30 protein-coding genes, 1 pseudogene and 1 other annotated feature are annotated in these 21,531 nt (G+C 33.8%); of the genes and pseudogenes, 24 read left to right on the forward strand and 7 right to left on the reverse strand.

Annotation, left to right across the window (positions count from 1 at the left end; translation table 11 throughout):
* Positions 1-43 precede the first annotated feature (43 nt).
* Genes WMO42_RS04920 through WMO42_RS04935 form a run of 4 tightly spaced genes read right to left on the reverse strand, consistent with a single transcriptional unit; the run spans position 44 to position 1,625 of the window.
* Positions 44-301, reverse strand: a complete 258-nt coding sequence (locus tag WMO42_RS04920; RefSeq protein ID WP_349191692.1) for a hypothetical protein — start codon at positions 299-301, stop codon at positions 44-46.
* 22 nt (positions 302-323) lie between these two features.
* The gene (locus tag WMO42_RS04925; RefSeq protein ID WP_349191694.1) at positions 324-854 is read right to left on the reverse strand and encodes a hypothetical protein; all 531 of its coding nucleotides are present in this window, start codon (positions 852-854) and stop codon (positions 324-326) included.
* 11 nt (positions 855-865) lie between these two features.
* The gene (locus WMO42_RS04930; RefSeq protein ID WP_349191695.1) at positions 866-1,387 is read right to left on the reverse strand and encodes a hypothetical protein; all 522 of its coding nucleotides are present in this window, start codon (positions 1,385-1,387) and stop codon (positions 866-868) included.
* Positions 1,380-1,625, reverse strand: coding sequence for a helix-turn-helix transcriptional regulator (locus WMO42_RS04935; protein WP_349191696.1), 246 nt, complete (start codon positions 1,623-1,625; stop codon positions 1,380-1,382). Before WMO42_RS04935 ends, WMO42_RS04930 begins: the two co-directional genes overlap by 8 nt.
* A 147-nt stretch (positions 1,626-1,772) precedes the next feature.
* Here WMO42_RS04935 and WMO42_RS04940 point away from each other — a divergent pair, with 147 nt between their 5' ends.
* The 14 genes from WMO42_RS04940 to WMO42_RS05005 all read left to right on the forward strand — a co-directional run bounded on the left by WMO42_RS04940 (position 1,773) and on the right by WMO42_RS05005 (position 12,357).
* The gene (locus WMO42_RS04940; RefSeq protein WP_349191789.1) at positions 1,773-2,495 is read left to right on the forward strand and encodes a DNA methyltransferase; all 723 of its coding nucleotides are present in this window, start codon (positions 1,773-1,775) and stop codon (positions 2,493-2,495) included.
* A gap of 107 nt (positions 2,496-2,602) precedes the next feature.
* The gene (locus WMO42_RS04945; protein ID WP_349191698.1) at positions 2,603-3,436 is read left to right on the forward strand and encodes a DNA adenine methylase; all 834 of its coding nucleotides are present in this window, start codon (positions 2,603-2,605) and stop codon (positions 3,434-3,436) included.
* A gap of 13 nt (positions 3,437-3,449) precedes the next feature.
* Positions 3,450-4,253, forward strand: coding sequence for a site-specific DNA-methyltransferase (locus WMO42_RS04950; protein ID WP_349191699.1), 804 nt, complete (start codon positions 3,450-3,452; stop codon positions 4,251-4,253).
* Entirely contained in the window at positions 4,243-5,106 is an 864-nt protein-coding gene (locus WMO42_RS04955) for a type II restriction endonuclease (protein ID WP_349191700.1), read from the forward strand. The genes WMO42_RS04950 and WMO42_RS04955 overlap by 11 nt, the downstream gene beginning before the upstream one ends.
* Positions 5,107-5,162: 56 nt before the next feature.
* The gene (locus WMO42_RS04960; RefSeq protein ID WP_349191701.1) at positions 5,163-6,086 is read left to right on the forward strand and encodes a retron St85 family effector protein; all 924 of its coding nucleotides are present in this window, start codon (positions 5,163-5,165) and stop codon (positions 6,084-6,086) included.
* A gap of 160 nt (positions 6,087-6,246) precedes the next feature.
* Positions 6,247-7,293, forward strand: coding sequence for a retron St85 family RNA-directed DNA polymerase (locus WMO42_RS04965; RefSeq protein ID WP_349191702.1), 1,047 nt, complete (start codon positions 6,247-6,249; stop codon positions 7,291-7,293).
* A 292-nt stretch (positions 7,294-7,585) separates the two neighbouring features.
* Positions 7,586-8,086, forward strand: coding sequence for a kinase (locus WMO42_RS04970; protein ID WP_186835932.1), 501 nt, complete (start codon positions 7,586-7,588; stop codon positions 8,084-8,086).
* A gap of 11 nt (positions 8,087-8,097) precedes the next feature.
* Complete coding sequence (locus tag WMO42_RS04975) at positions 8,098-8,550, forward strand: 8-oxo-dGTP diphosphatase (protein WP_349191704.1); 453 nt, start codon at positions 8,098-8,100, stop codon at positions 8,548-8,550.
* 26 nt (positions 8,551-8,576) lie between these two features.
* Positions 8,577-8,801 carry an NUDIX domain-containing protein gene (locus WMO42_RS04980; RefSeq protein WP_349191706.1) on the forward strand — a complete coding sequence of 75 codons (225 nt, stop codon included), beginning with the start codon at positions 8,577-8,579 and terminating at the stop codon, positions 8,799-8,801.
* Positions 8,802-9,093: 292 nt separating this feature from the next.
* Positions 9,094-9,531: an NUDIX domain-containing protein gene (locus WMO42_RS04985; protein ID WP_349191707.1), complete on the forward strand. Its 438-nt coding sequence runs from the start codon at positions 9,094-9,096 to the stop codon at positions 9,529-9,531.
* A 65-nt stretch (positions 9,532-9,596) separates the two neighbouring features.
* Positions 9,597-9,851 carry an inorganic diphosphatase gene (locus WMO42_RS04990; RefSeq protein ID WP_201856662.1) on the forward strand — a complete coding sequence of 85 codons (255 nt, stop codon included), beginning with the start codon at positions 9,597-9,599 and terminating at the stop codon, positions 9,849-9,851.
* A 16-nt stretch (positions 9,852-9,867) separates the two neighbouring features.
* The gene (locus WMO42_RS04995; RefSeq protein ID WP_349191708.1) at positions 9,868-10,383 is read left to right on the forward strand and encodes a GrpB family protein; all 516 of its coding nucleotides are present in this window, start codon (positions 9,868-9,870) and stop codon (positions 10,381-10,383) included.
* Between the two features lie 51 nt (positions 10,384-10,434).
* Positions 10,435-10,687: a binding site (T-box leader), on the forward strand.
* 61 nt (positions 10,688-10,748) lie between these two features.
* On the forward strand, positions 10,749-11,540 hold the full coding sequence (locus tag WMO42_RS05000; protein ID WP_349191709.1) for a class I SAM-dependent methyltransferase: 792 nt from the start codon (positions 10,749-10,751) through the stop codon (positions 11,538-11,540).
* A gap of 364 nt (positions 11,541-11,904) precedes the next feature.
* Positions 11,905-12,357 (forward strand): hypothetical protein, encoded by a 453-nt coding sequence (locus tag WMO42_RS05005; RefSeq protein ID WP_090141030.1) that lies wholly within the window; start codon positions 11,905-11,907, stop codon positions 12,355-12,357.
* A gap of 701 nt (positions 12,358-13,058) precedes the next feature.
* Here the strand turns inward: WMO42_RS05005 and WMO42_RS05010 are convergent.
* From WMO42_RS05010 to WMO42_RS05020, 3 genes are all read right to left on the reverse strand, one after another.
* Entirely contained in the window at positions 13,059-13,670 is a 612-nt protein-coding gene (locus WMO42_RS05010) for a recombinase family protein (protein ID WP_349191790.1), read from the reverse strand.
* A gap of 64 nt (positions 13,671-13,734) precedes the next feature.
* The gene (locus WMO42_RS05015) at positions 13,735-14,016 is read right to left on the reverse strand and encodes a helix-turn-helix transcriptional regulator (RefSeq protein ID WP_090141022.1); all 282 of its coding nucleotides are present in this window, start codon (positions 14,014-14,016) and stop codon (positions 13,735-13,737) included.
* Positions 14,017-14,153: 137 nt separating this feature from the next.
* The gene (locus tag WMO42_RS05020; RefSeq protein WP_090141020.1) at positions 14,154-14,501 is read right to left on the reverse strand and encodes a helix-turn-helix transcriptional regulator; all 348 of its coding nucleotides are present in this window, start codon (positions 14,499-14,501) and stop codon (positions 14,154-14,156) included.
* A gap of 129 nt (positions 14,502-14,630) precedes the next feature.
* Between WMO42_RS05020 and WMO42_RS05025 the strand changes: the two genes are divergently transcribed.
* The 10 genes and pseudogenes from WMO42_RS05025 to WMO42_RS05070 all read left to right on the forward strand — a co-directional run bounded on the left by WMO42_RS05025 (position 14,631) and on the right by WMO42_RS05070 (position 21,455).
* Positions 14,631-14,987 carry a helix-turn-helix transcriptional regulator gene (locus tag WMO42_RS05025; protein WP_090141018.1) on the forward strand — a complete coding sequence of 119 codons (357 nt, stop codon included), beginning with the start codon at positions 14,631-14,633 and terminating at the stop codon, positions 14,985-14,987.
* A 231-nt stretch (positions 14,988-15,218) separates the two neighbouring features.
* Positions 15,219-17,012, forward strand: a complete 1,794-nt coding sequence (locus WMO42_RS05030; RefSeq protein ID WP_349191710.1) for an AIPR family protein — start codon at positions 15,219-15,221, stop codon at positions 17,010-17,012.
* Positions 17,013-17,153: 141 nt separating this feature from the next.
* Positions 17,154-17,609, forward strand: a complete 456-nt coding sequence (locus tag WMO42_RS05035; RefSeq protein WP_349191711.1) for a hypothetical protein — start codon at positions 17,154-17,156, stop codon at positions 17,607-17,609.
* A gap of 237 nt (positions 17,610-17,846) precedes the next feature.
* Positions 17,847-18,116: a type II toxin-antitoxin system RelB/DinJ family antitoxin gene (locus WMO42_RS05040; RefSeq protein WP_349191712.1), complete on the forward strand. Its 270-nt coding sequence runs from the start codon at positions 17,847-17,849 to the stop codon at positions 18,114-18,116.
* Positions 18,116-18,397, forward strand: a pseudogene (locus tag WMO42_RS05045) (type II toxin-antitoxin system YafQ family toxin). Before WMO42_RS05040 ends, WMO42_RS05045 begins: the two are co-directional and overlap by 1 nt.
* 578 nt (positions 18,398-18,975) lie before the next feature.
* The gene (locus tag WMO42_RS05050) at positions 18,976-19,572 is read left to right on the forward strand and encodes an HD domain-containing protein (protein WP_055286620.1); all 597 of its coding nucleotides are present in this window, start codon (positions 18,976-18,978) and stop codon (positions 19,570-19,572) included.
* A gap of 53 nt (positions 19,573-19,625) precedes the next feature.
* A complete protein-coding gene (locus WMO42_RS05055; protein WP_349191713.1) occupies positions 19,626-20,108 on the forward strand; it encodes an NUDIX domain-containing protein in 483 nt (160 codons plus the stop codon).
* 11 nt (positions 20,109-20,119) lie between these two features.
* The gene (locus WMO42_RS05060; RefSeq protein WP_349191714.1) at positions 20,120-20,599 is read left to right on the forward strand and encodes a GNAT family N-acetyltransferase; all 480 of its coding nucleotides are present in this window, start codon (positions 20,120-20,122) and stop codon (positions 20,597-20,599) included.
* A gap of 66 nt (positions 20,600-20,665) precedes the next feature.
* Positions 20,666-20,920 (forward strand): inorganic pyrophosphatase, encoded by a 255-nt coding sequence (locus WMO42_RS05065; protein WP_349191715.1) that lies wholly within the window; start codon positions 20,666-20,668, stop codon positions 20,918-20,920.
* Positions 20,921-20,936: 16 nt separating this feature from the next.
* Positions 20,937-21,455: a GrpB family protein gene (locus WMO42_RS05070; protein WP_349191716.1), complete on the forward strand. Its 519-nt coding sequence runs from the start codon at positions 20,937-20,939 to the stop codon at positions 21,453-21,455.
* Positions 21,456-21,531: the final 76 nt, after the last annotated feature.

The following is a 21,531-nucleotide window of genomic DNA, read 5'->3' on the forward strand; positions in this document are numbered from 1 at the left end:
CGAGACCGGCATATAAGAAATTCTATATGCCAGTCTCGCTTAATTAGTATTCACCTCTACAATCAGTGCATTCGCTTTGGTCACGATTTACAGTTGTTCTAAGACCAAATTGTTCTGAACATTTTGCTCTTCCACATTTAGGGCATTCTTTTAAAAAATCACCATTCTGAATACCAACGATATTAGTAACACGTAAATTATCACCATCGTATCCGCTTGTTTTGGGAAAAGATAGGTTCGTTGGTGGTAAAGAGGTAAAGGTTTGACCGTCTTCTAATCTGACAGGTAATTTGTAAATCATATGATGTTCTCCTTTCGATGTTTTAATTTTTATCGGGAACTAGTCCCCATGTCATATTTCTACCAGAATAGTTCCAGTAGGCAATATCTTGTTCAATAAATAACCATTTAATTACTTTTAGTATATGTTCAGGTGATAATCCAAATTCAAAATGCAATTCGGAATACTCGATTTCTTTTATATCTTGGCATTCGAATACTTTTTTGAGTAGCTCATACAATTTTTTATACATTTCTGGATTTTCTTTTTTCTTTGCTTCTAGATCAACACTAATATCTTTGTGTGTTGGTACATTTTTATATGAACCTTTATGACCATAGTCCGCATTTTCAACTCTTATTACAAAATCAAATCCCTTATTAAGAAATGCTGGACGAGTTAAATATACTCTATTTCCATCGGCTAGTGTTTCGACATAATAAGTATATTTAGAAGAATCATTCCCGGCCCCCATTCCCGGTTCTTCTTCCATAAAACAAGTTATTATACGTTTCCTTACATCATTTCTTGAACCTCTATTTGAAAACCATTTTTCTATATATTGTCTTTCCATTTCGTATACTCCTATAATCCCAAGAAATTAAGAGGGATCTCATTAAAGAAAAATCGACAATCCATCATTTCAATGTATTCTAATGTGTCTTTGTATTTGTCTTTCAAAAACCAATCATTAAAGACATATAAATATTCAACTTGAAAGTTCAAAGGTGCGAATAACTTTTCATATTCTAGTTTTTTGAAGTGACATCCAGGAAGTTTTTCGTCAACAGAACCTTCACAGTTTTGAAATTTCTTTTCGATTATGTAGGCAACTTTATTTTCTAAATGTATAAAGCATTCATCTGGTAACCATTTTTTAGAATTATAGTAGGTATAATCGATTCCATTTGGCTCTAGAAAGCAAGTATAAATTTTGTTTTTGGGAACAGATAAACCTATTAATTTTTTGCCGTTATAGACTTCTGTGCCATATACCTTGTATCTTGCGTTTTCGAGAGCATCCTCTAGAGATGTGGTTTGCTCGAAGCGTAGGCCGTTAGCATTTGTTCGAGCACCACCACCGTGTATATTGGGAGTTCTAGCCATATTTGTTTACCTCCTTAAAAAATTCACAAATCTCAACACCAAGTACATTTGCGATCTGATTCAACACAGAAATAGAAAGACTCTTATCACATCCGGCAGCTTCGATTTTGGAGAGATAGCTGATGCTGATTTTAGCCTGTTCGGCAAGTTGTACCTGTGTTAATTTTGCTTGTTCTCTGTAATTTTTTATATTTGCACCTATAACACGATATAGGTCAGTATCGTTTTCGAAATACATAGATTTGCCTCTTTCACTATTTGTGAATATTATCTCATGAGATGTATAATAGATAAATTCACTTATAGTGAAAGGAAATCAGTATGGATTTTCCAGAAAAATTGAGTTACAATAGATAAATAAAAATAAAAGAAGGAGGTATGTCTTATAAGTTTACAACCAAATAATTTTAGGCTTGAACCAACAACAGTCTGGTCGTTTCCGGACAGAGGCAGTTGGGCAACGCATTCAGGAAAGTATCGAGGAAATTGGTCACCATATGTACCAAGAAATCTGATACTTCGTTATTCTAATCCCGGTGATTGGGTCTTAGATCAATTTATGGGTAGTGGAACAACCTTAGTAGAGGCAAAGCTACTCAATCGTCATGCGGTAGGTGTTGACATCAATCCGCAATCTGTTTCAATCTCTGAAACGAATTTACAATTCCAATGTGAAACTAATTCAAAAATCTTTACACGAAATGGAAATGCTACAGATTTGCATTTTATCAAAGACAGTCGTATTGACTTTATCTGTACGCATCCGCCATATGCCAATATCATCAAATATAGCAAAGGGATAGAAGGGGATATTTCATTGATTGGTGTGGAAGATTTTTTGGCAGAAATGCAGAAGGTGGCAGAGGAATCATATCGTGTGTTGAAAGAGGGAAAAATGTGTGCAGTGATGATAGGAGATGTAAGAAAATATGGGGAGGTTATTCCGTTAGGATTTCGTATGATGGAGTGCTTTTTACAGGTGGGATTTACGAATAAAGAGATTATTATTAAAGAGCAACATAATTGCCGTTCTACAGATTATTGGGAAAAGCAGAAGAATAATTTTCTCCTGCTGGCGCATGAGTACATATTTGTATTTCAGAAGTGAATTAATTCACAAAGAGTGAAAGTTTGTGGTTGTTATTTTGTATGTTTGCAAGTATAATAGATATGTAAAAGATTGTCCTTTTGCGGACATAGAGAAGAGGAATCAAAATGAGTAATTCAAGTGTAGCTCCATTTGTGAAATGGGCTGGCGGTAAGCGTCAGTTAATTCCGCAGATAAAGGAGAGGATGCCTGAAAAGTATAATAATTATTATGAGCCATTTGTGGGTGGCGGTGCAGTCACATTCGAATTGCTACCTGCAAATGCTCTGATAAATGATATAAACAAAGCATTGATAAATGCATACAAGCAGATATGTAACGCACCGGAAGCTTTCCTAAAGGCTGTGAGCAAGCTTGATACGGAAATGTGGGAGGATGGTAAAGAATATTATTATTCTCTAAGAGAGCATTACAATGACAAGCTGATGAAAGCGGAGTATGATGTGGAGTTGGCAGCGTTGTTTGTATTTATCAACAAGCATTGCTTTAATGGTTTGTATCGGGTAAATGGCAAAGGATTATTTAATGTTCCATATAACAACAGCCGGAGAACTTCTGTTGATGAAGATGTCATTATGGAGATTTCTAAATATCTTCAGGGTGTGACTATCATCGATGGAGATTTTGAGGAAGCTTGCAAGGGTGCAAAGAAGGGTGATTTTGTATTTATAGACAGCCCATATGCACCATTGAATCCTACTTCTTTTGAATCATACACAAAAGAGGGATTTGATATAGAAAGCCATAAGCGTTTAGCAAAACTTTTTGATGAATTAACAGCCAGAGGTTGTTACTGTATGCTTACAAATCACAATACAGATTTGATAAATGAATTATATGGTAACAAAGGGTATAAAATAGATGTTGTAAGTGTAAAGCGTATGATTAATTCAGATGCATCCAATAGAGTTGGTGAAGAAGTGATTATATGCAATTATTAGAGGAGTCGAGATAATGGAAAACTTATTTACAAAGAAAGTGCCATTATACTACGAGACAGAAGAATCACAACTGATATTAGGTGATTCCTTTAAAATTCTAACAAAAATGGAACCAGAATCTGTTGATATGATATTTGCAGATCCACCTTATTTTTTAAGTAATGACGGGATTACCTGTCAGGGTGGTAAGATGGTTTCGGTAAATAAAGGCTCATGGGATAAGCTTTCAGAAAGTGGAACCAGCGTCGAAGAGAAACATAAGTTTAACAGAAAGTGGATTAGGTTATGTAAGAAAGTACTCAAGCCGAATGGCACAATATGGATATCAGGAACATTACACAATATTTATTCGATTGGTATGGCATTGGAGCAAGAAGGCTTCAAGATAATAAACAACATAATATGGCAGAAAACAAATCCACCACCAAACTTAGCATGTCGATGCTTCACGCATTCTACGGAAACCATTTTGTGGGCAAAGAAGAATGATAAGAAGTCTCGGCATTTTTTTGATTATCAGAAGATGAAAGAAATGAATGGTGGAAAGCAGATGAAGGATGTGTGGACAGGTGCACTGACGAAACCTTCGGAGAAAACAGAAGGTAAGCACCCTACGCAGAAACCGGAATATTTGCTTGAAAAAATTGTACTGGCATCTACGGAAGAAGGACAAGTTATCTTGGATCCATTTTGTGGTTCAGGAACTACCGGAGTAGAGGCTGTACGATTTGGACGAAAATTTATTGGGATAGATGTAAGCGAAGAATACTTGGAGATATCCAAGAGAAGATTGGAGAAGGTAGCAAATGACAAATAGAAATTTTGATGAATGGTTGAGTAAGTTCAGACCGAGTATATCAAGTTATGACTACTATATCGACTTTGCAAAGGTCGTAAGAAATGTGGATGAAATCAAGGTGGAATTAAACATCTTAAATTCCTTGATTGGTTCTAAAAATATTGAAGAAGAATTTGAGAAGATAGTGACAAAGTATCCGGAAACATTGCAATGTGTTCCGTTACTTCTTGCAGTGAGAGGCAATGAAATATATGCACAGGATGAAGAAGGAGCTTTCCAATATAATTTCAAGAAAATGAATTATAGTGTGGAACAGTACAAGGTATTTATGCGTAAGACCGGGTTATTTGATATGATTGCAAATCATTTGGTAAACAATCTTGTGGATTATGCTCTGGGTATTGAAACCGGATTGGACTCTAATGGTCGTAAGAATCGTGGTGGGCACCAGATGGAAGATTTGGTTGAAAAGTACATTGCGGCAGCAGGATTTGAAAAGGCTGTAAATTACTTCAAGGAAATGTACCTTAGGGATATTGAAGAAAAGTGGAATATTGATTTATCTGCACTTTCCAATCAAGGCAAAGCTGCTAAGAGATTTGATTTTGTAATCAAGACGGATAAGATGATTTATGGTATTGAAACAAACTTCTACGGAGGTGGCGGTTCTAAACTGAATGAGACAGCAAGAAGTTATAAAATGCTTTCACAAGAAGCAGATACTATTGAGGGATTTACATTTGTGTGGTTTACTGATGGAATTGGCTGGAAGAGTGCAAGAGGTAATTTGAGAGAGACATTCGATGTCATGGATACGATTTATAGTATTGATGATATGGAGAATGGGGTAATGAAGGATTTGTTTAGGTAAGTAATTTGTAATAGAGTTTTAAAGATATTATATTGTTACGAGATGAGGTTGCACAATTGGTTGAAGAACAAAAAACTAAATTGAATGAAGGAACAGTAAAAATAGTCAAAGAAATATATGATGAAATATATTGTAAATTTAGAGAACAATATATAGTTATATTTTTATGCGGCGGTGCAAGTACAAGTAAACATAAATCGCTACGAGATAGGGTAAGGGTTTTACTTGAAAATGAAAAAAAGACATTTTGGAATAAACCATACAAAATATTCTATCCAGAGGATTTGTTGATAGAAGTTTTAAATAAAACAAAAGAAGCTGACCTATTAAGTTATGAGCAATTTTTAGCAAATAATTCGCATATGATTGTGATTATTTGTGAGAGTGCAGGTTCATTAGTTGAATTAGGGGCTTTTACAAATAATGAGTATACTGTTGATAAAGTGGTGGCAGCTGTTGATAAGAGACGAGTGAAGGATAAAAGTTTTATTATGCTTGGTCCGATAAAGTATCTAAGAAAAAGAAGCAAATTTAATGTTGTTGAATATGGACAAGATGATGTAGAATTTGCTAAAAGACTGTCAAAGGATATAAGGGAAAAGAATAGAGTTAGCGGAAGTAATAATAGTATGATTGATTTAACGACTATTGTTGGAATGCATTATTTTATACAAGTGGTACTTTATTATTTTAAATCCTTAAATTCTAAAGAACTAGTAGAGATAATAGAGTGTATTTCGGAAAAAGAAGACATAGTATATGATGACTTTAAAGTCCTTTTTAATGCGGCATTAAAATTGCTTTTTCAAGATAAAAAAATTGTTAAAACGACTGGCAATCCTTATTCTTCATATAAGTTAACTGATATTGGTTTTAAAACGATGAAATTAATGATAACTGATTGCACAAGAGCTGGATTATGTGATAAAATAAGAATTGAGTTGATGCATAATGAATTCTATAAATCGCCTCATTCTTAGAATTGTTGTTAAGATGCATACATAGCAACTAGGGGTTGTTTCGACCTCGAGAGAATGATAATTACATGAACTCAGCTAAAACAACGGTGAACTTCCACAATAGTGAAACTCCCCCGTTGTTTTACCCGAAAATATATTGAGTAAGAATGAGGTGATTTATTTGAATATTGGAAATAGTGTGGTTTTAAATACTTTAGGAGTTCCAATAATTAATTCATTTGAGCACTTATGTGAACAACTTTCGATAACAGAGCAGTTGTTGTACTTTTTAACATATAAGAATGAGTATTGTTATGATGAGGTAGTAATTCCTAAAAAAGACAAAACTGAAAGAAAATTACATGTGCCTAATTTATCTTTGAAAGTGGTACAAAGATGGATATTAAAGGAGATTCTAGAGAAGATTTTTGTGTCAGAGCAGTCGATGGCATTTGTTCCGCATAAAAACGGTCTCAAGGAAAATGCTGAACGACATAAAAAGAATATTTTCTTGCTGGAAATGGATATTACGAATTTCTTTGGGACAATAACAGAGCAACAAGTGTATAGATTGTTTTGTAATATAGGTTACAATAGCAAAGTCGCAGGTATTTTAGCCAATTTGTGTACATATAATGATTATTTACCGCAAGGAGCAGTTACGTCTCCCTATATTGCAAATTTAGTTTGCTATCATATGGATGCAAGAATTAATGGTTATTGTAGTAGAAAAGATATAGTATATACACGTTACGCAGATGATTTAACTTTTTCATCAAATAATAGAATGCTTTTAAACAAGGTTGAAAAGTTTATTAAGTATATAGTTGGAGATGAGGGGTTCGTGATTAATGAAAAAAAGACGAGATATCTTTCTAATGATGTTAAGAAAACGGTGACTGGTATTACTATAAATGATGATAGTATTCATGTAGATAAAAAATTTAAAAAGGATTTACGCTCACAAATATATCAATCGATAAAATTAAAGAATTACGGAAATAATAGTCAGATATTGGGTAAGATTGCATATGTGAATTCAATAGAAGATGGTTTTAGAAATAAAATGTTAAAGTATATAACAGATACTATTGCAAAACCAGAACTTGCAAGAGACCAAACTATAGTTGATGCGTTCAACGAGAATAAGTTGTTTTCTGAGTTGCCGGATATGATATTTGTACAAGCAAGTGATTTTCCTTTTTTTAGTGAGGAAGATTATAGGTAGGTCGGTTGCTGATTGTAAATATAAATGAGTGATTGGTGTTCTCACTGACATTAAAATGACAATACAATCCCCTAAAAATCTATACAACAGGTAGAAATCAGACAAAACTCCATGGTCGCTTCTACCAAAACCAACGAAAAACACTACACAACAATTTTGCAAAGAGGAGTTTGAATAACGGATTTAAATGCCGAAAGCCTGTATTTATGCGGGTTTCCGGCATTTGTTTTATCAAATGGCTCTGGTTTGGCTCTATTTGTGGGGAGAGCAATAGCAAGATTAAGGAGAAATTATGAAAAAGATAATCATATTAAGAGGTAACTCTGGAAGTGGAAAAACAACAGTAGCTAGAGCGTTGCAAAAGAAATTTGGATACAATACAATGATGATTTCACAAGATGAGATTAGGAGAAATATCTTGTGGGTTAAAGATGGCGTTGATACTAAGGCATTACCACTTATGATAGAACTTATGAAATATGGGTATGAGCATTGTGATGTGGTTATTTTAGAGGGCATCATGTATGATGAGTGGTATAGTCCTTTGTTCAAAACGGCAAATGAATTGTATGGAATGGATATATATGCGTACTATTTTGATATACCATTTGAAGAGACGGTCAGGCGGCATAATACAAGAGATAAAAAACAGGAATTTGGTGAAGAAGATATGCGTAGATGGTGGAGAGAAAAGGATTTTTCATCAGTTTTTAATGAAAAAATTATTACATCTGATATTGATGCAGACAGTATTGTTGAAATGATATATATGGATTCAGCAAATGAAGGATAAGGGTATTACGAATGGCAAGAACAGAAAAAGTGATAATGACTAATATGTGTATGGTGTTTAGTGAAAATGGGATACTTGTCCAAGATAAGACGGATGATGATTACTCTGGAATAACATTTCCGGGAGGACATGTGGAAAGAGGAGAATCATTTACAGATGCTGTGATACGCGAAGTGTGGGAAGAAACTGGATTGAAAATTTCAGAACCAAAACTTTGTGGGATAAAAGACTGGATGAAGGATGAGGAAACAAGATATATAGTGTTATTATATAAGACAGATAAGTTTGAAGGAATAGTTACTTCGTCTGAAGAAGGGGATGTATTCTGGCTGACATTAGATGAAATGAAGCAGAGAAAACTTGCTTATGGAATGGATAAGATGTTGGAAGTATTTTTAAATGACAATATTAGTGAATATTTCTTTTTTGAAGAAAATGGAAAATGGATAGAAGAGTTGAAATAGTTTAAATAAATGCAAAGGAGTTTGAAGTGGATATTTTATTTAAGAATGATGATTTTGTATTTTCATACAGAGTTGGTGGAATATTGATACGCAATGGAAAAATTCTATTACAGCGTCCTAAGAATGATGATTATTCCATTATAGGTGGACATGTAGCAGCAATGGAAACAAGTATAGAAACTTTGAAGCGGGAATTTGAAGAAGAACTTCACACTAAAATAGAGGTAGATAATCTGCTGGCGATTGGTTAAATATATTTTCCATGGGGTAAAAGACCATGTCATCAGATATGTTTATATTATAATGTACATCTCGTTAATTATGATATTCCTTTAGATGGAGTATTTCATGGTTATGATGGTCTGGATGACAAAAGGATTGATTTAGATTTTTGCTGGGTTCCACTTGAGGATTTAAAGAATGATGTAAAGGTATATCCGCAGGAGTTGGTACCTTATATTCTTGAACCAAAGAAGGAAATTGTACATTTTGTTTCAAAGCAAATTTAGAAGATGAGATTATAGGTGTCGATGGAGAAGAAATATGTTAGAAGTTAAATTTTATGATACAGTAGATGATTCATTACTGAAGTTTGCAGTAATAATTTCACAGAGCAACGGCAAGTGGGTGTTTTGTAAGCATAAAGAAAGAGATACCTATGAAGTGCCGGGAGGGCATAGAGAAGCTGGAGAGGATATTTTAGAAACAGCTAAAAGGGAGTTGCAGGAAGAGACTGGGGCTATCAAATTTGAGATAAAACCAATATGCGTATATTCGGTGACAGGTAAGACTAGAGTAAATGATACTGGTGAAGAAACATTTGGACTGCTTTGCTTTGCAGAGATAACAGAGTTTGCGAAAGAATTACATAGCGAAATGGAGAAAGTTGTGCTTATGGATGAGTTGCCTGAGAACTGGACATATCCGTTGATACAGCCGAAATTGATAGAGAAGTATTTACAGGTAAAAATAATTCTATAATTGGAGCAACAGTAACTGTCACAGTCGATAGACCATTAGGAAGTTATCATCCTGAATATAAGGATATGTATTATCCAATAAATTATGGTTATATTGAAGGAGTTATGGCACCAGATGGAGAAGAGCAGGATGCTTATATATTAGGTGTAAATGAACCAGTAAAGAAGTTTACAGGTAAAATTATTGCCATTGTTCGGAGAAAAGATGATATAGAAGAAAAGTGGGTAGTTGTGCCAGACGGAGTAACTTTTTCAAAGGAAGAAATCAGAAGACAGATTCATTTTCAGGAACAATATTTCGACAGTGAAATTGTGATGTAATATTAAGGAGATTGCTATGTCATTAGGATTAAAAAGAGGAACAGTGCAGCTTGAACCACATGATAAACAGTGGGATGAGGCTGCCATTCAAACAATCAAAAAACTTAAATCTATATTAGGAGATGATGCTATTGATATACAGCATATTGGAAGTACAGCAATACCGGCAATTAAAGCAAAACCGATTATTGATATTGTCGTTGGGGTAACTGATTTTGATAAAGTAATGTCACATAATGAGCAATTACGACAAGTGGGAATATTTTATCGCGGTTCAGATGTGGAACGTCAGCTTCTTTATGTAATGGGCGATATGGAAAATGATACAAGAACGCACCATATTCATATTGTGAAATGGAATGGAACTGAGTGGGAAAATTATATTCATTTCAGAGATTGTCTAAATGCTAATGAGAATATAGCTTTGCAGTATGAGAGGGTGAAGGAAGAACTGGAAAGTAAGTATGCAGATAATAGGGGATTGTACACTAAAGGAAAGAAAGATATAATAGATATTATTCTCAATAATTAATAATTTTTATTTTGTATGTCTTGACAAAAAATAATTATGAATCTACTATGTTAAAAAGCGATGAAGAGAGATAGTAAATATTTTGGAAATTACAGAGAGGAGTTGCTTGGTGGAAAACTCTATTGAAGAAATATTGAACCAGTCTTGGAGCCGTGTACCGAGTGAGATATTTATTAGGCTACACTGGGAACGCCCATTATAGCGTCAGAGTATCGAAAGAGATTTCCGTACTTGCTAAGGTCTATATTGCGAGATATAGATGAATTAAGGTGGTAACACGAAGCTATCAGCTATCGTCCTTAAAGTAAATTTAAGGAGGGTAGCTTTTTTAATACATAAAAATAATAGAATCGGAGGAATTAGTGATGAATTATGTTGTTGACAGTTACGAGAATTACAAAGAGGAAAATCGTTTGACTACAAATAATGCAAGAAGAATTGAATTTGTAACAACTACAAGAGTTTTGGATGAGATTATCGGCACCAAGAGTAAAATATTAGATTGTGCAGCAGGAACAGGAATTTATGCTTTCTGGTTTGCAGATAAGGGGCATGATGTAACTGCTACAGATATTACGCCAAGGCATATAGACATTATTAATCGAACTCTTACCAATAAAAATTATCATATGAATACTTCTGTTTTGGATGCTACAGATATGTCCTGTTTCGCAGATGATTCATTTGATATTGTTCTCAATATGGGACCATTTTATCATTTGATTACAGAAGAGCAGAGAGAAAAATGCATGAAGGAATGTCTAAGAGTGTTAAGGAAAGGCGGGCTTTTGGTTACTGCGTACATTCCAAGATACTATGTTTTTCAATATATTGCTACGAGCAATGAAAAATATTTGGATGAACACTTGGCGAAGCAACTTATTGAAACTGGTGTGCTGAAGCATGATGATGAGAAATGCTTTTGGACAGATACTTATTACTCATCAAAAGAAGAAATGGAATCAATTTACCAAAGATATAGATTAAAAATTGTAGACCATTTCGCCCAAGATGGTTTAGCTCCTCTTTTATCACAAAAGGTTGACAAATGGGATGAAAATCAGTTCAAAACTTGGTGCGACTATCATTATAGTGTATGCCGTGAACAGTCGGTTTTAGGAGCAAGTAATCATGTTATTATAATTGGGAGAAAATGATAAGATTTTGAAAGATATAACATTTATCTTTGCATTAACATGAGTTCCTGTGTTAGGATACTATCTAAGGAAAGTACCCATGACAGGGCGTTAAGCGTCCGGGGGACGCTTGTTTAGCGCCGACCGGAGCGGAGTGTAGACGTGGCGCCGATGACGGCTTATGAGATCCTTTCGATTTTCATTGGGATATTAAAAGGATATTTCTGGAAAGGACTAATGAAGAAAGTGTACGAGAGGCATTAAGTGGTACTCATTACGATGTAGTAATTGATAAAATTGCATATTGCTCAAATGATATTACTCATGTTTTTCAAAACGAAAAAACATTGTTGGAATAATTAGTAAATTTTATATGGAGGTATTAATGAAAGAGAAATTTATATCATTTTTAGAGGTTATAAAAGGGCTTATAAAATTCCCAATCGTATTTGGATTAGTTGTAGTGGCATTTGCTTTAAATATTATTCAGGAATTCTTTCCGACGAAAGGCTGGATTCAATTTTTACAGTTAATCGGAATCATAATAATTGCTGCAATTTGTGCTGTTATTCTTCTTACTGATAAGAATGGGAAAAATTACATTAAAAAAATTGGTATTTTCTCGTTTTTCTGGTTTGCATCGTGTATAGCATTAGTTGATTTTAATAGTTTTAATTGGGAATTGTTGATTCAGATTATTACTTCTTATGAATTTATCTTTTTGGGATGTTTGATACCAGACTATTTTTCTCAGATTGAAAGAGAACGCGATAATTCAATCAAAAAAATGGAAGAGAGAAATTCAATATTAGAGAATAATCAATCTCATCAATCATAATAATTATTAGTATAGAATAGTAGAACTATCTCGTGTATTATATACTGCTATTAGATATTTTGAGGTTGTTTTTAACATAATTTATACATAGCCATTAGGAAGGCAGCACACTTTCTTAATGGCTTTTTCTATGCCCGGAGAGGAGGTGAGATTAAGATGAATATCAAGAAAGTGGATGATAAGCCAATGGTTATTCACACCAAGAAAAAGATGGAGTTTCATACAAAGGAACCAGATAAAAGGTCTTATATACAAAAGACATAAAAGATTCTGCTAAGAATGTTGTAAATATCAATGAAAATGCAACAACTAAGGGTAAAAGATTTTTTAGAAACAGGATAAATGAGGCGAACAGTTCAATCAAAATTAAGTCTCAGAGGCTTAAAGTTGCAGGTGTTGCAGGTGCCGGGGTAGTTGCAAATCAAGTCGAAGGCGGAAAAGAGGTTAATGAAGCTGTAGGAGTAGCTGTTGCAATTTCAAGTCCGGTTATTAGGGGAGCAAGGATGTCATCTGGGCTAATAAGAGAGGCTGGTATGCAGATAAGAAAGCAAAAATTTAAGAAAGTTGAAGCGGGGAAGAAAATTGCAAGGCGGGAATGCAGTCCAATTTGTATTATTCAGCTTGGTAGGTCTTTGCAATATATTTAACTGTTCAGCAATTTGCCCTGTAGAATAGCCATACAGGTACATAAAAAAGATTAATCAAACTGTCTTGGCTTCCTCTTCGTTAATGATAAGATTTCCATCTTCATCGTGGTCATAACCAAGAAGAACAGGAGTTAAAAATAAGCCTCTTCCAAATCGCATATCAATGGAACGCTCCATTGTTTTTGATTTAGTGTGACTTTCTTCTTGTGCCATAGTTGAGACTAAGGCAAGACTCATTTCATAATCTTCCTTAAGGGTATAAATACTTTCCGTTTCAAAGAATATGCCAATGGGTGGATTGAGGGCACGCAAATGTCTGGCATTATCAATACAATCGACAATATTACGGGCAAATCTGGATACGCTTTTAGTAATAATCATATCTACTTTTCTCGCATCACAGTCACGCATAAGTCGTTTGAATGCATCTCTGTGTTGCAAGGAAGTTCCCGAAATACCTTCATCAGCATAAATATCAACAAGAGTCCAGCCAGGTCTTTTGTTGATCATATCTTCATAGTGATTTCTTTGAAGCTCATATGATGATGTCTGATTAATTCCATCTGTGGATACTCGTGCGTAAACAGCTACTCTTTTTTCACTTGTATCATTGTAAAAATCTTCTTGAGTAATACATGGAATTATGTCAATCAGGTCAGTATCAATTCCTTTGTATCGTTAACGAATCTTGGTTTTTTGGTCTTCGACAGACAAAGTATGCTTTTCCACTTCATTCATTTGCATTTGCTCCTTTATTTGTTTCGTTCTGATTATCTATAATAAGCGATTCACCAATTATCAAATCATCTATAGGAACATTGAATAGTTTACTTAGGGCAAATAATACATCTATCTTTGGAATGGATTCTCCTCGAAACCATTTATAGATGGCTTGGGGATTTTTCAAATAAAGGTATTCTTTGATATCGTTAATGGTGTAACCCTGCTGTAACATTATCTTTTTTATCTGTTTCCCGGTTGCCTGCATATCTATTGAGATAAATTTCTTCATAGTAATTAGTTCATTTTTGCCCACGTTATTAATATACTATAGTGGAAATAAGGTAAAAAAATAAAGGCCTGAAGGCTAAGCTTTACAAAGCATTCAGGTCATATTTTGAGATAGTATTAAGGTTGAGTTGTGTAAAATCAGATAGAATCTTTGTATTTGAATAAGGCTTCCTTAACATCCTGCATTATCCTGAGCAAAGATTTTCGTTCAGCAGCAGTACAGTCAGAAAGCAGTTCGTCAAACTCATTCCTTTGAATCTGCTTAACTTCATTGTTTGATGCACGGAGCAGCCAATCAGCAGAAACATTAAGAGCTTCGGTTATTCTTATAAATATTTCAATCCCAATTTGTTTCTTTCCATTTTCAATGTCGCTTATGTGAGAAATAGAAACTTGAGCTTTTTCGGCTAAATCAGCTTGGCTCATACTTTTTTTCTTTCTTGCTTGTGCAATTCTTAATCCGATTTCTTTCAAATTATCATTCATTTTATTTCACCTCTTGGCTTATAGACGATATTATGATACTATGATATAGTCTATAGACTATTTTTGAAATAGCCAATAGGATAATAATTAGTCTGTAGACCAAACAAAATTTTTAGGAGGTGTGTTCTAATGGAGTTTGATTACAGCGAAATCGGAACTAACATTAGAAAAGCAAGGAAGAAAAGAGGCATTACGCAGGAAGAACTGGCAAATGTAGCAGACATTTCTACGCAGCATTTATGCAGGATAGAAAATGGAGTCAGGACACCAAGTCTTGAAACTGTACATAGGATTACGTATGCACTAGGCACTACGGCAGATGTACTATTTGGAAATGTAGTTGACAAAACTGTGGACTATCAGGAGGAGCTGAAACTGATTTTTGATGACTGTAACGAATATGAGAAGAATGTCATAGGTGAAATATTAGTGAATGCAAAGAAACGTATCAGAAGAAATCTTCCACTTATTGATAAAGAGAAATAGTTTAAACTACAAGGACAATGACAGCTAAGTCAAATAATGTTATGGAGAAAAGAGAAACATAGTTTATATAAATATTATATATGGCAGGGCGGATTGTTAGCGATATCTCCGGAATCGTAAACGAGCAATGGTATGATTATTGATAGGACCGTAATAAATTAAAGTAAACGGATAAGTGAGTATGATAGTTGAAGGGTGGTCATATTATTATACAAGGAGGTGATAATGTCGATGAATATTGAAAAAAGGCATAGATTCTGGTATGATAATCATAGAATAAACATAGGAGGAATTTTTGTGGATCCAATTACTCAAAAATTTTTAGGTGAATTTTGCAAATTATTTGAAATAGATGAAAAAAAGACAGATACAGCATTTGAACATTTTTGTAATTATTGCTGCGTTAATAAGGAAAATGGAATTGTTGATATTAAACTTGAAGAAATATCAACAGGGAAGAATGCGCAGGGAATTGATGGAATTGCTATTATTGTAAATCATAAGTTGGTGACTTCTATTTCAGAAATAGAATTTCAGATTCAGAATTCTAGAATGCTGGATGTGAATTTTGTATTTATTCAAGCTAAGACTTCTTCATCATTTGATAATACATTAATGTTAAATTTTTTTGAGTTTACAAAATCGTTTTTTGAAGGAGATGGTAGCGAATTTACGACATCTGAAATTCAAAACTTCTTTGAAATGAAAGAGTTTATTTATAATAATGCAGAATACATGACAGAGAGTAATCCAAAATTGTCAATGTATTACGTTACTACTGGAAAATGGGTTGATGATAAAACTCTTGTTAAGGTAAAGAATAGAAATGAGAAAGAATTACAAAACTTAAATATTTTTTCGGAAATAAAGTTTGTTCCTTGTGGAGCAACAGAGATTCAGTCACTATATCGTGGAACAAAAAATATGTTGACAGCGGAGTTTAAATTTGAAAAATATATTGTTATGTTTGGAGATGAAGATAGTGATAGCATAGGATATAGTGGAGTAATCCCGTTTAGCGAATATAAAAAAATTATTATGGGTGATGGTGATTCGTTAAAGCCTGTTTTTGATGATAATATTCGAGATTTTTTAGGAAATAGAAATCCGGTTAATAAAGCCATAACAACTACATTGCAATTAATGGATAAAAATTCATTTTGCATGTTGAATAATGGGATCACAATAATAGCTGAAAATGTACAAATAACAGGAACAACTGCGGTACTTACAGATTATCAGATAGTGAACGGATGTCAGACAAGCCATGTTCTGTATGAGAATAGGAATTTAGATGGAATTGAGGAGCTTTTAATCCCAATTAAAGTAATAGGAACAAAAGATGATATTACACGTAATAGTATTACTAAGGCAACAAATAGTCAGACATCAATAAAACCAGAACAGTTAGAGGCTTTATCAGATTTTCAAAAAAATTTGGAAACATATTATAGCACTTTTGAAGATGAACGAAGATTATATTATGAAAGAAGAACTGGACAGTATCGATTAGAGGCTATTCCAAAGACTAGAATAGTTAATATTCCCCAACAGATTAAGTCGGTAACAGCGATGTTTTTGAATAATCCACATGGTGTCTCTGGTAATTATGGTACTATTGTTAAAGCAGTTGGAAATAAGATTTTTAATGCGAATGATCAGAAAATATTATATTATACCAGTTCTATAGCACAGTATAAAGTTGAGAGACTGATTTCTGAGGGTGTGATTGATAAAAAATACAATAAATCACGTTATCATGCGATGATGCTGTTTCGAATATATGTATCCGGAAAAAAGGTTCCTCGTTTTAACGAAAATAAAATGGAAGAATATTGTAACAAGATCATTGATACGTTATTTGATGAGGAAAAATGCAAGTCGATATTTATGAAAATAATTGAGTTTATTGTTGCTCAAGATGAAATTGATTTTAATGATAGAAAAACATTTGAGAGAAAAGAGACTACAGATTTGTTGTTGAATAAATCTGCTGAATTAAAAAGATATATAGATGGACAGTAAAACACGGAGACATTTATATTAAATCACAAGGACACAACTTTAAACTATACAATGATAGGTGCGTATGTATTTGATAAGTTATTATTGGGAGAATAATTCTTCTGGTAGTAGCTTATTTTTATGGAAAGAGGCATCAGTAAAATGGAGAAACCTATGTATGAAATTCTAAGCAATGATATAGAAATGGTTGAAGATATGATTGATGCACTTATGATTGTTCCAAAGGGGTATAAGTTGCATCCAATGGGAAACAAATGTGCTTTGGCAGTTGATCATATTCATGAATGTGTGTATGCGGATGAGGAAATGTGGATTAATGATTATGAATATGAGATTGTCAGTGAGGCAAAAGAAATGGCATTACCTGTAGAGACAGATGTGCCGGATGAAAAGCTTGCAACATACGCAGACAAGGAACTATATGTTGTTATTGGCTATGATGATGTGTGTGGGAATGGTAATTATGAGGCAATTCTTTATGGGGTGTACAGTACGGAGCAACTTGCAAGAGAAACTGCGGAGGAACTTTTTGAACTGGGGAATATACATCATTATGAAATAGAATGTCCTAAGTTAGATGAATTTGGATGGAGATAGGAAATGTGGTTAATAGTTTCATAAATCACATTAAGGAATTAAACTGCAAAGACACAAGAGTAAACTACAAGGACTGTAATGGGAAATTTGTAGGAGAGTTATTTGGAGAAATCCACACGTAAATGATATTTTAAGAGAAATAATACAAATGATTGACAATGTAAATCAAAACGATACATTATAATTATAAGAGGTGCATATAATATTATTATTGTATTTTGAGATGGAGGCGATTTTATGGCTACAGTACCTACACAAGTAAGAATAGATGAAAATTTAAAGAAACAGGCAAGTGAACTTTTCTCACAGTTAGGAATGGATATGTCTGGTGCAATGAATATATTCTTAAAACAGTGTGTATTAAGAGGCGGACTTCCTTTTAGTGTTGAACTGCCACAGTATAAGCCGGAAGTATTAGAGGCAATGGAAGAAGCAAAGAGAATCAGCAAAGCTCCTAATACAAAGAGATACAGCAGCTTTTCAGAGGCTTTGGAAGATATTGATTAATGCAATATGAATTAATACTAACCGGGAAATTTAAGAAAAGTCTCAAGTTGGCAAAGAAATGAGGCTTGGATTTGAAACTTTTAGATAAAGTTATTACTATGCTGCAGAATGATATTCCTCTCGAAGAGAAATATCGTGACCATGAACTAAAAGGGAAATACCAGGGGTTCAAGGAATGTCACATTCAGCCAGATTGGTTATTAATTTATCTGAAGGAAAATGATGTTCTAACATTGACTTTAGTTGATACTGGAACACATGCGGATTTGTTCAATTTGTAGCAAAATATGCAAATGTATTTTATAGTGGTTTGAGTGATGGAAAATCTATAAGACCTCATAAAAATTTGAGTAATGGATAATGTAAAAAATTGATACATTTGCTGAAATGCCGATGGATACTGGGATAGAACCTGTTTTTACTGGTACTAAAATTGTAGTACCAGAGAAAAAAGAAATTGAAAAGTGGCAGTTTCAGATGTATAATATGGCTGAAGATTGGATAATTAATAACATTTAATCTTCGTGATACTAAATCAAATGTAAGCCACTTGACACCCAAAGAATGATAAAATGGCTGTTGGTACTAATTTGGTACTAAAAAGTTTCAAAACAGGGTGTGAATAAAAAGAAATAATGAGTTTTCTAACTTAAAAGGTTAGAAAAAATAACGGGAAATAGAGTTTAATTCGCCAGAACTTGCCGAGTTTGAATAACGGACAGAAATGCCGAAAGCCTGTATTTATGCGGGTTTCCGGCATTTGTTTTATCAAATAGCTCTGGTCTGACTCTATTTGTGGGGAGAGTAATGGAGTTATCAGTTTTGAAAAGGTAAATAAAAAAGGAAGAAGGTACAAGCTATGTTGCCAACAAGAGAAGAAGCACTGAAGTTAATTCGTGATGGGTTATTATTTAATCCGGGACCTTGGGGAAAACATTGTTTAACAGCAGCACACTGTGCAGAAAAAATAGCAAGTGCATGTGGTGATATGGATGTTGAGAAAGCATATATATTAGGTTTACTACATGATATAGGAAGAAAATTTGGTGTAAGACATCTTGGACATGTTTATGATGGATACGTATATATGAAATCATTGGGATATGATGAAGTAGCAAAGATCTGTTTAACCCATTCTTTTAATAATCATACGATAGATGAATACATCGGAAAATTTGATGTTACAGATGAAGAATTGACAATTATAAAAACTGAATTAGCAAAGACCATATATGATGAATATGACCGGTTAATTCAATTGTGCGATTGTTTGGCAGGAGCGGAAGGAGTTCTTGATATAGAAAATAGGATGAATGACGTAAAGAAAAGGTATGGCTTTTATCCGCAGGACAAGTGGAATTCCAATATGAATTTGAAGCAATATTTTGAGGGGAAAATGAATAAAGATATTTACCTTATATGTGAGAAAGATACATTTGCACCAGGAGATTTATGATCTTATAAATATATTTTTACTACAAGTTTTATGAACAGGTTGGAGGTGGTTAAGTGGATATTTTATTTAAAAATGATGATTTTGTATTTTCATACAGAGTTGGCGGTATATTGAAACATAATGGTAAAATCTTGTTACAGCGTCCGAAGAATGATGATTATGCCATTATTGGTGGACATGTTGCGGCTATGGAGACAAGTATGGAAACTCTTAAACGGGAATTTGAAGAAGAGCTTCATGCTAAGATAGAGGTAGATAATCTGTTAGCAATCGGAGAAATTTATTTTCTATGGGGAAAAAGACCCTGTCATCAGATATGCTTATATTATAATGTACATCTGATAGATGATAATATTCCATTAGATGGTGTGTTTCATGGATATGATGAGCTGGATAATGAAAGAATTGATTTGGATTTCTGCTGGGTTCCGCTAGAGGATTTAAAGAAAGGTACTAAGGTATATCCTTTGGAGTTGATACCATATATTCTTGAGCCGGGGAAAGAAATTGTACATTTTGTTTCAAAGCAGATTTGAGGAGATAGTCAATGATAAAAAATATGAAGGTAGAATTTGGCAGAACATCAGATATTGATTCATGGATGCGATTAGTTAGAAAAGTAGGTTGGAATTTTCCAGGATTAGAGACAGAGCAGAGTATAGATGAACACAAAATAATAGTTTTGAAATTTATGAATGACAAGCGTGCTTTGTGCGTGAAGAATGAAGAAGATATTGTTGGCATACTTTTATATTCAAGGAAGCATAATATGATATGTTGTTTGGCTGTTGATCCAGCTTATCGAAAAAAGGGAATTGCTTCGATGCTTTTGAGTGAGGCACTTGATAAACTTGACCGAGATAAAGATATAACTGTGTTCACATTTAGAGAGAACGATGTTAAAGGAATTGCACCTAGAAATTTATATAAGAAATTTGGCTTTGAAGAGGATGAGTTGATTGAAGAATTTGGGTATCCTAATCAAAGATTTGTGCTGCATGCCAACAAAAGTGCTGATAATGTATAAATTGATACAACAGTAACTGTCACGGTCGATAGACCATTAGGAAGTTATCATCCTGAATATAAGGATATGTATTATCCAATAAATTATGGTTACATTGAAGGAGTTATGGCACCAGATGGAGAAGAGCAGGATGCATATATATTAGGTGTAAATGAACCAGTAAAGAAGTTTACAGGTAAAATTATTGCCATTGTTTATAGAAAAGATGATATAGAAGAAAAGTGGGTAGTTGTGCCTGACGGAGTAACTTTTTCAAAGGAAGAAATCAGGAGACAGATTCATTTTCAGGAACAATATTTCGACAGTGAAATTGTGATGTAATATTAAGGAGATTGCTATGTCATTAGGATTAAAAAGAGGAACAGTGCAACTTGAACCACATGATAAACAGTGGGACGAGACTGCCATTCAAACAATCAAGACACTTAAATCCATATTAGGTGATGATGCTATTGATATACAGCATATTGGGAGCACAGCAATACCGGCAATTAAAGCGAAACCGATTATTGATATCGTCGTTGAGGTAACCGATTTTGAGAGAATAATGTTACATAATGAGCAGTTACAGAAGGAAGGAATCTTTTATCGTGGCTCGGATGTGGAATATCAGATTCTTTATGTAATGGGTGATATGGAAAAGGATATCAGGACACACCATATTCATGTTGTGAAGTGGAATGGGACTGAGTGGAAGAATTATATTCATTTTAGAGATTGTCTAAATGCTAATAAGAATATAGCTTTGCAGTATGAGAGGGTGAAGGAAGAACTGGAAAGTAAGTATGCAGATGATAGGGTGGCATATACTAATGGAAAGCAAGAAATGATAGATATTATTCTGAATGGCAAATAGATTGTTGACATGAATTGCCAAGACTGGTATATTATTCAACAAAAACAAGGAGAACATACACATGAATCAGAACTTA

The organism is Lachnospira sp. CLA-JM-H23, assembly GCF_040096425.1.
Taxonomy (GTDB): domain Bacteria; phylum Bacillota; class Clostridia; order Lachnospirales; family Lachnospiraceae; genus Lachnospira; species Lachnospira rogosae.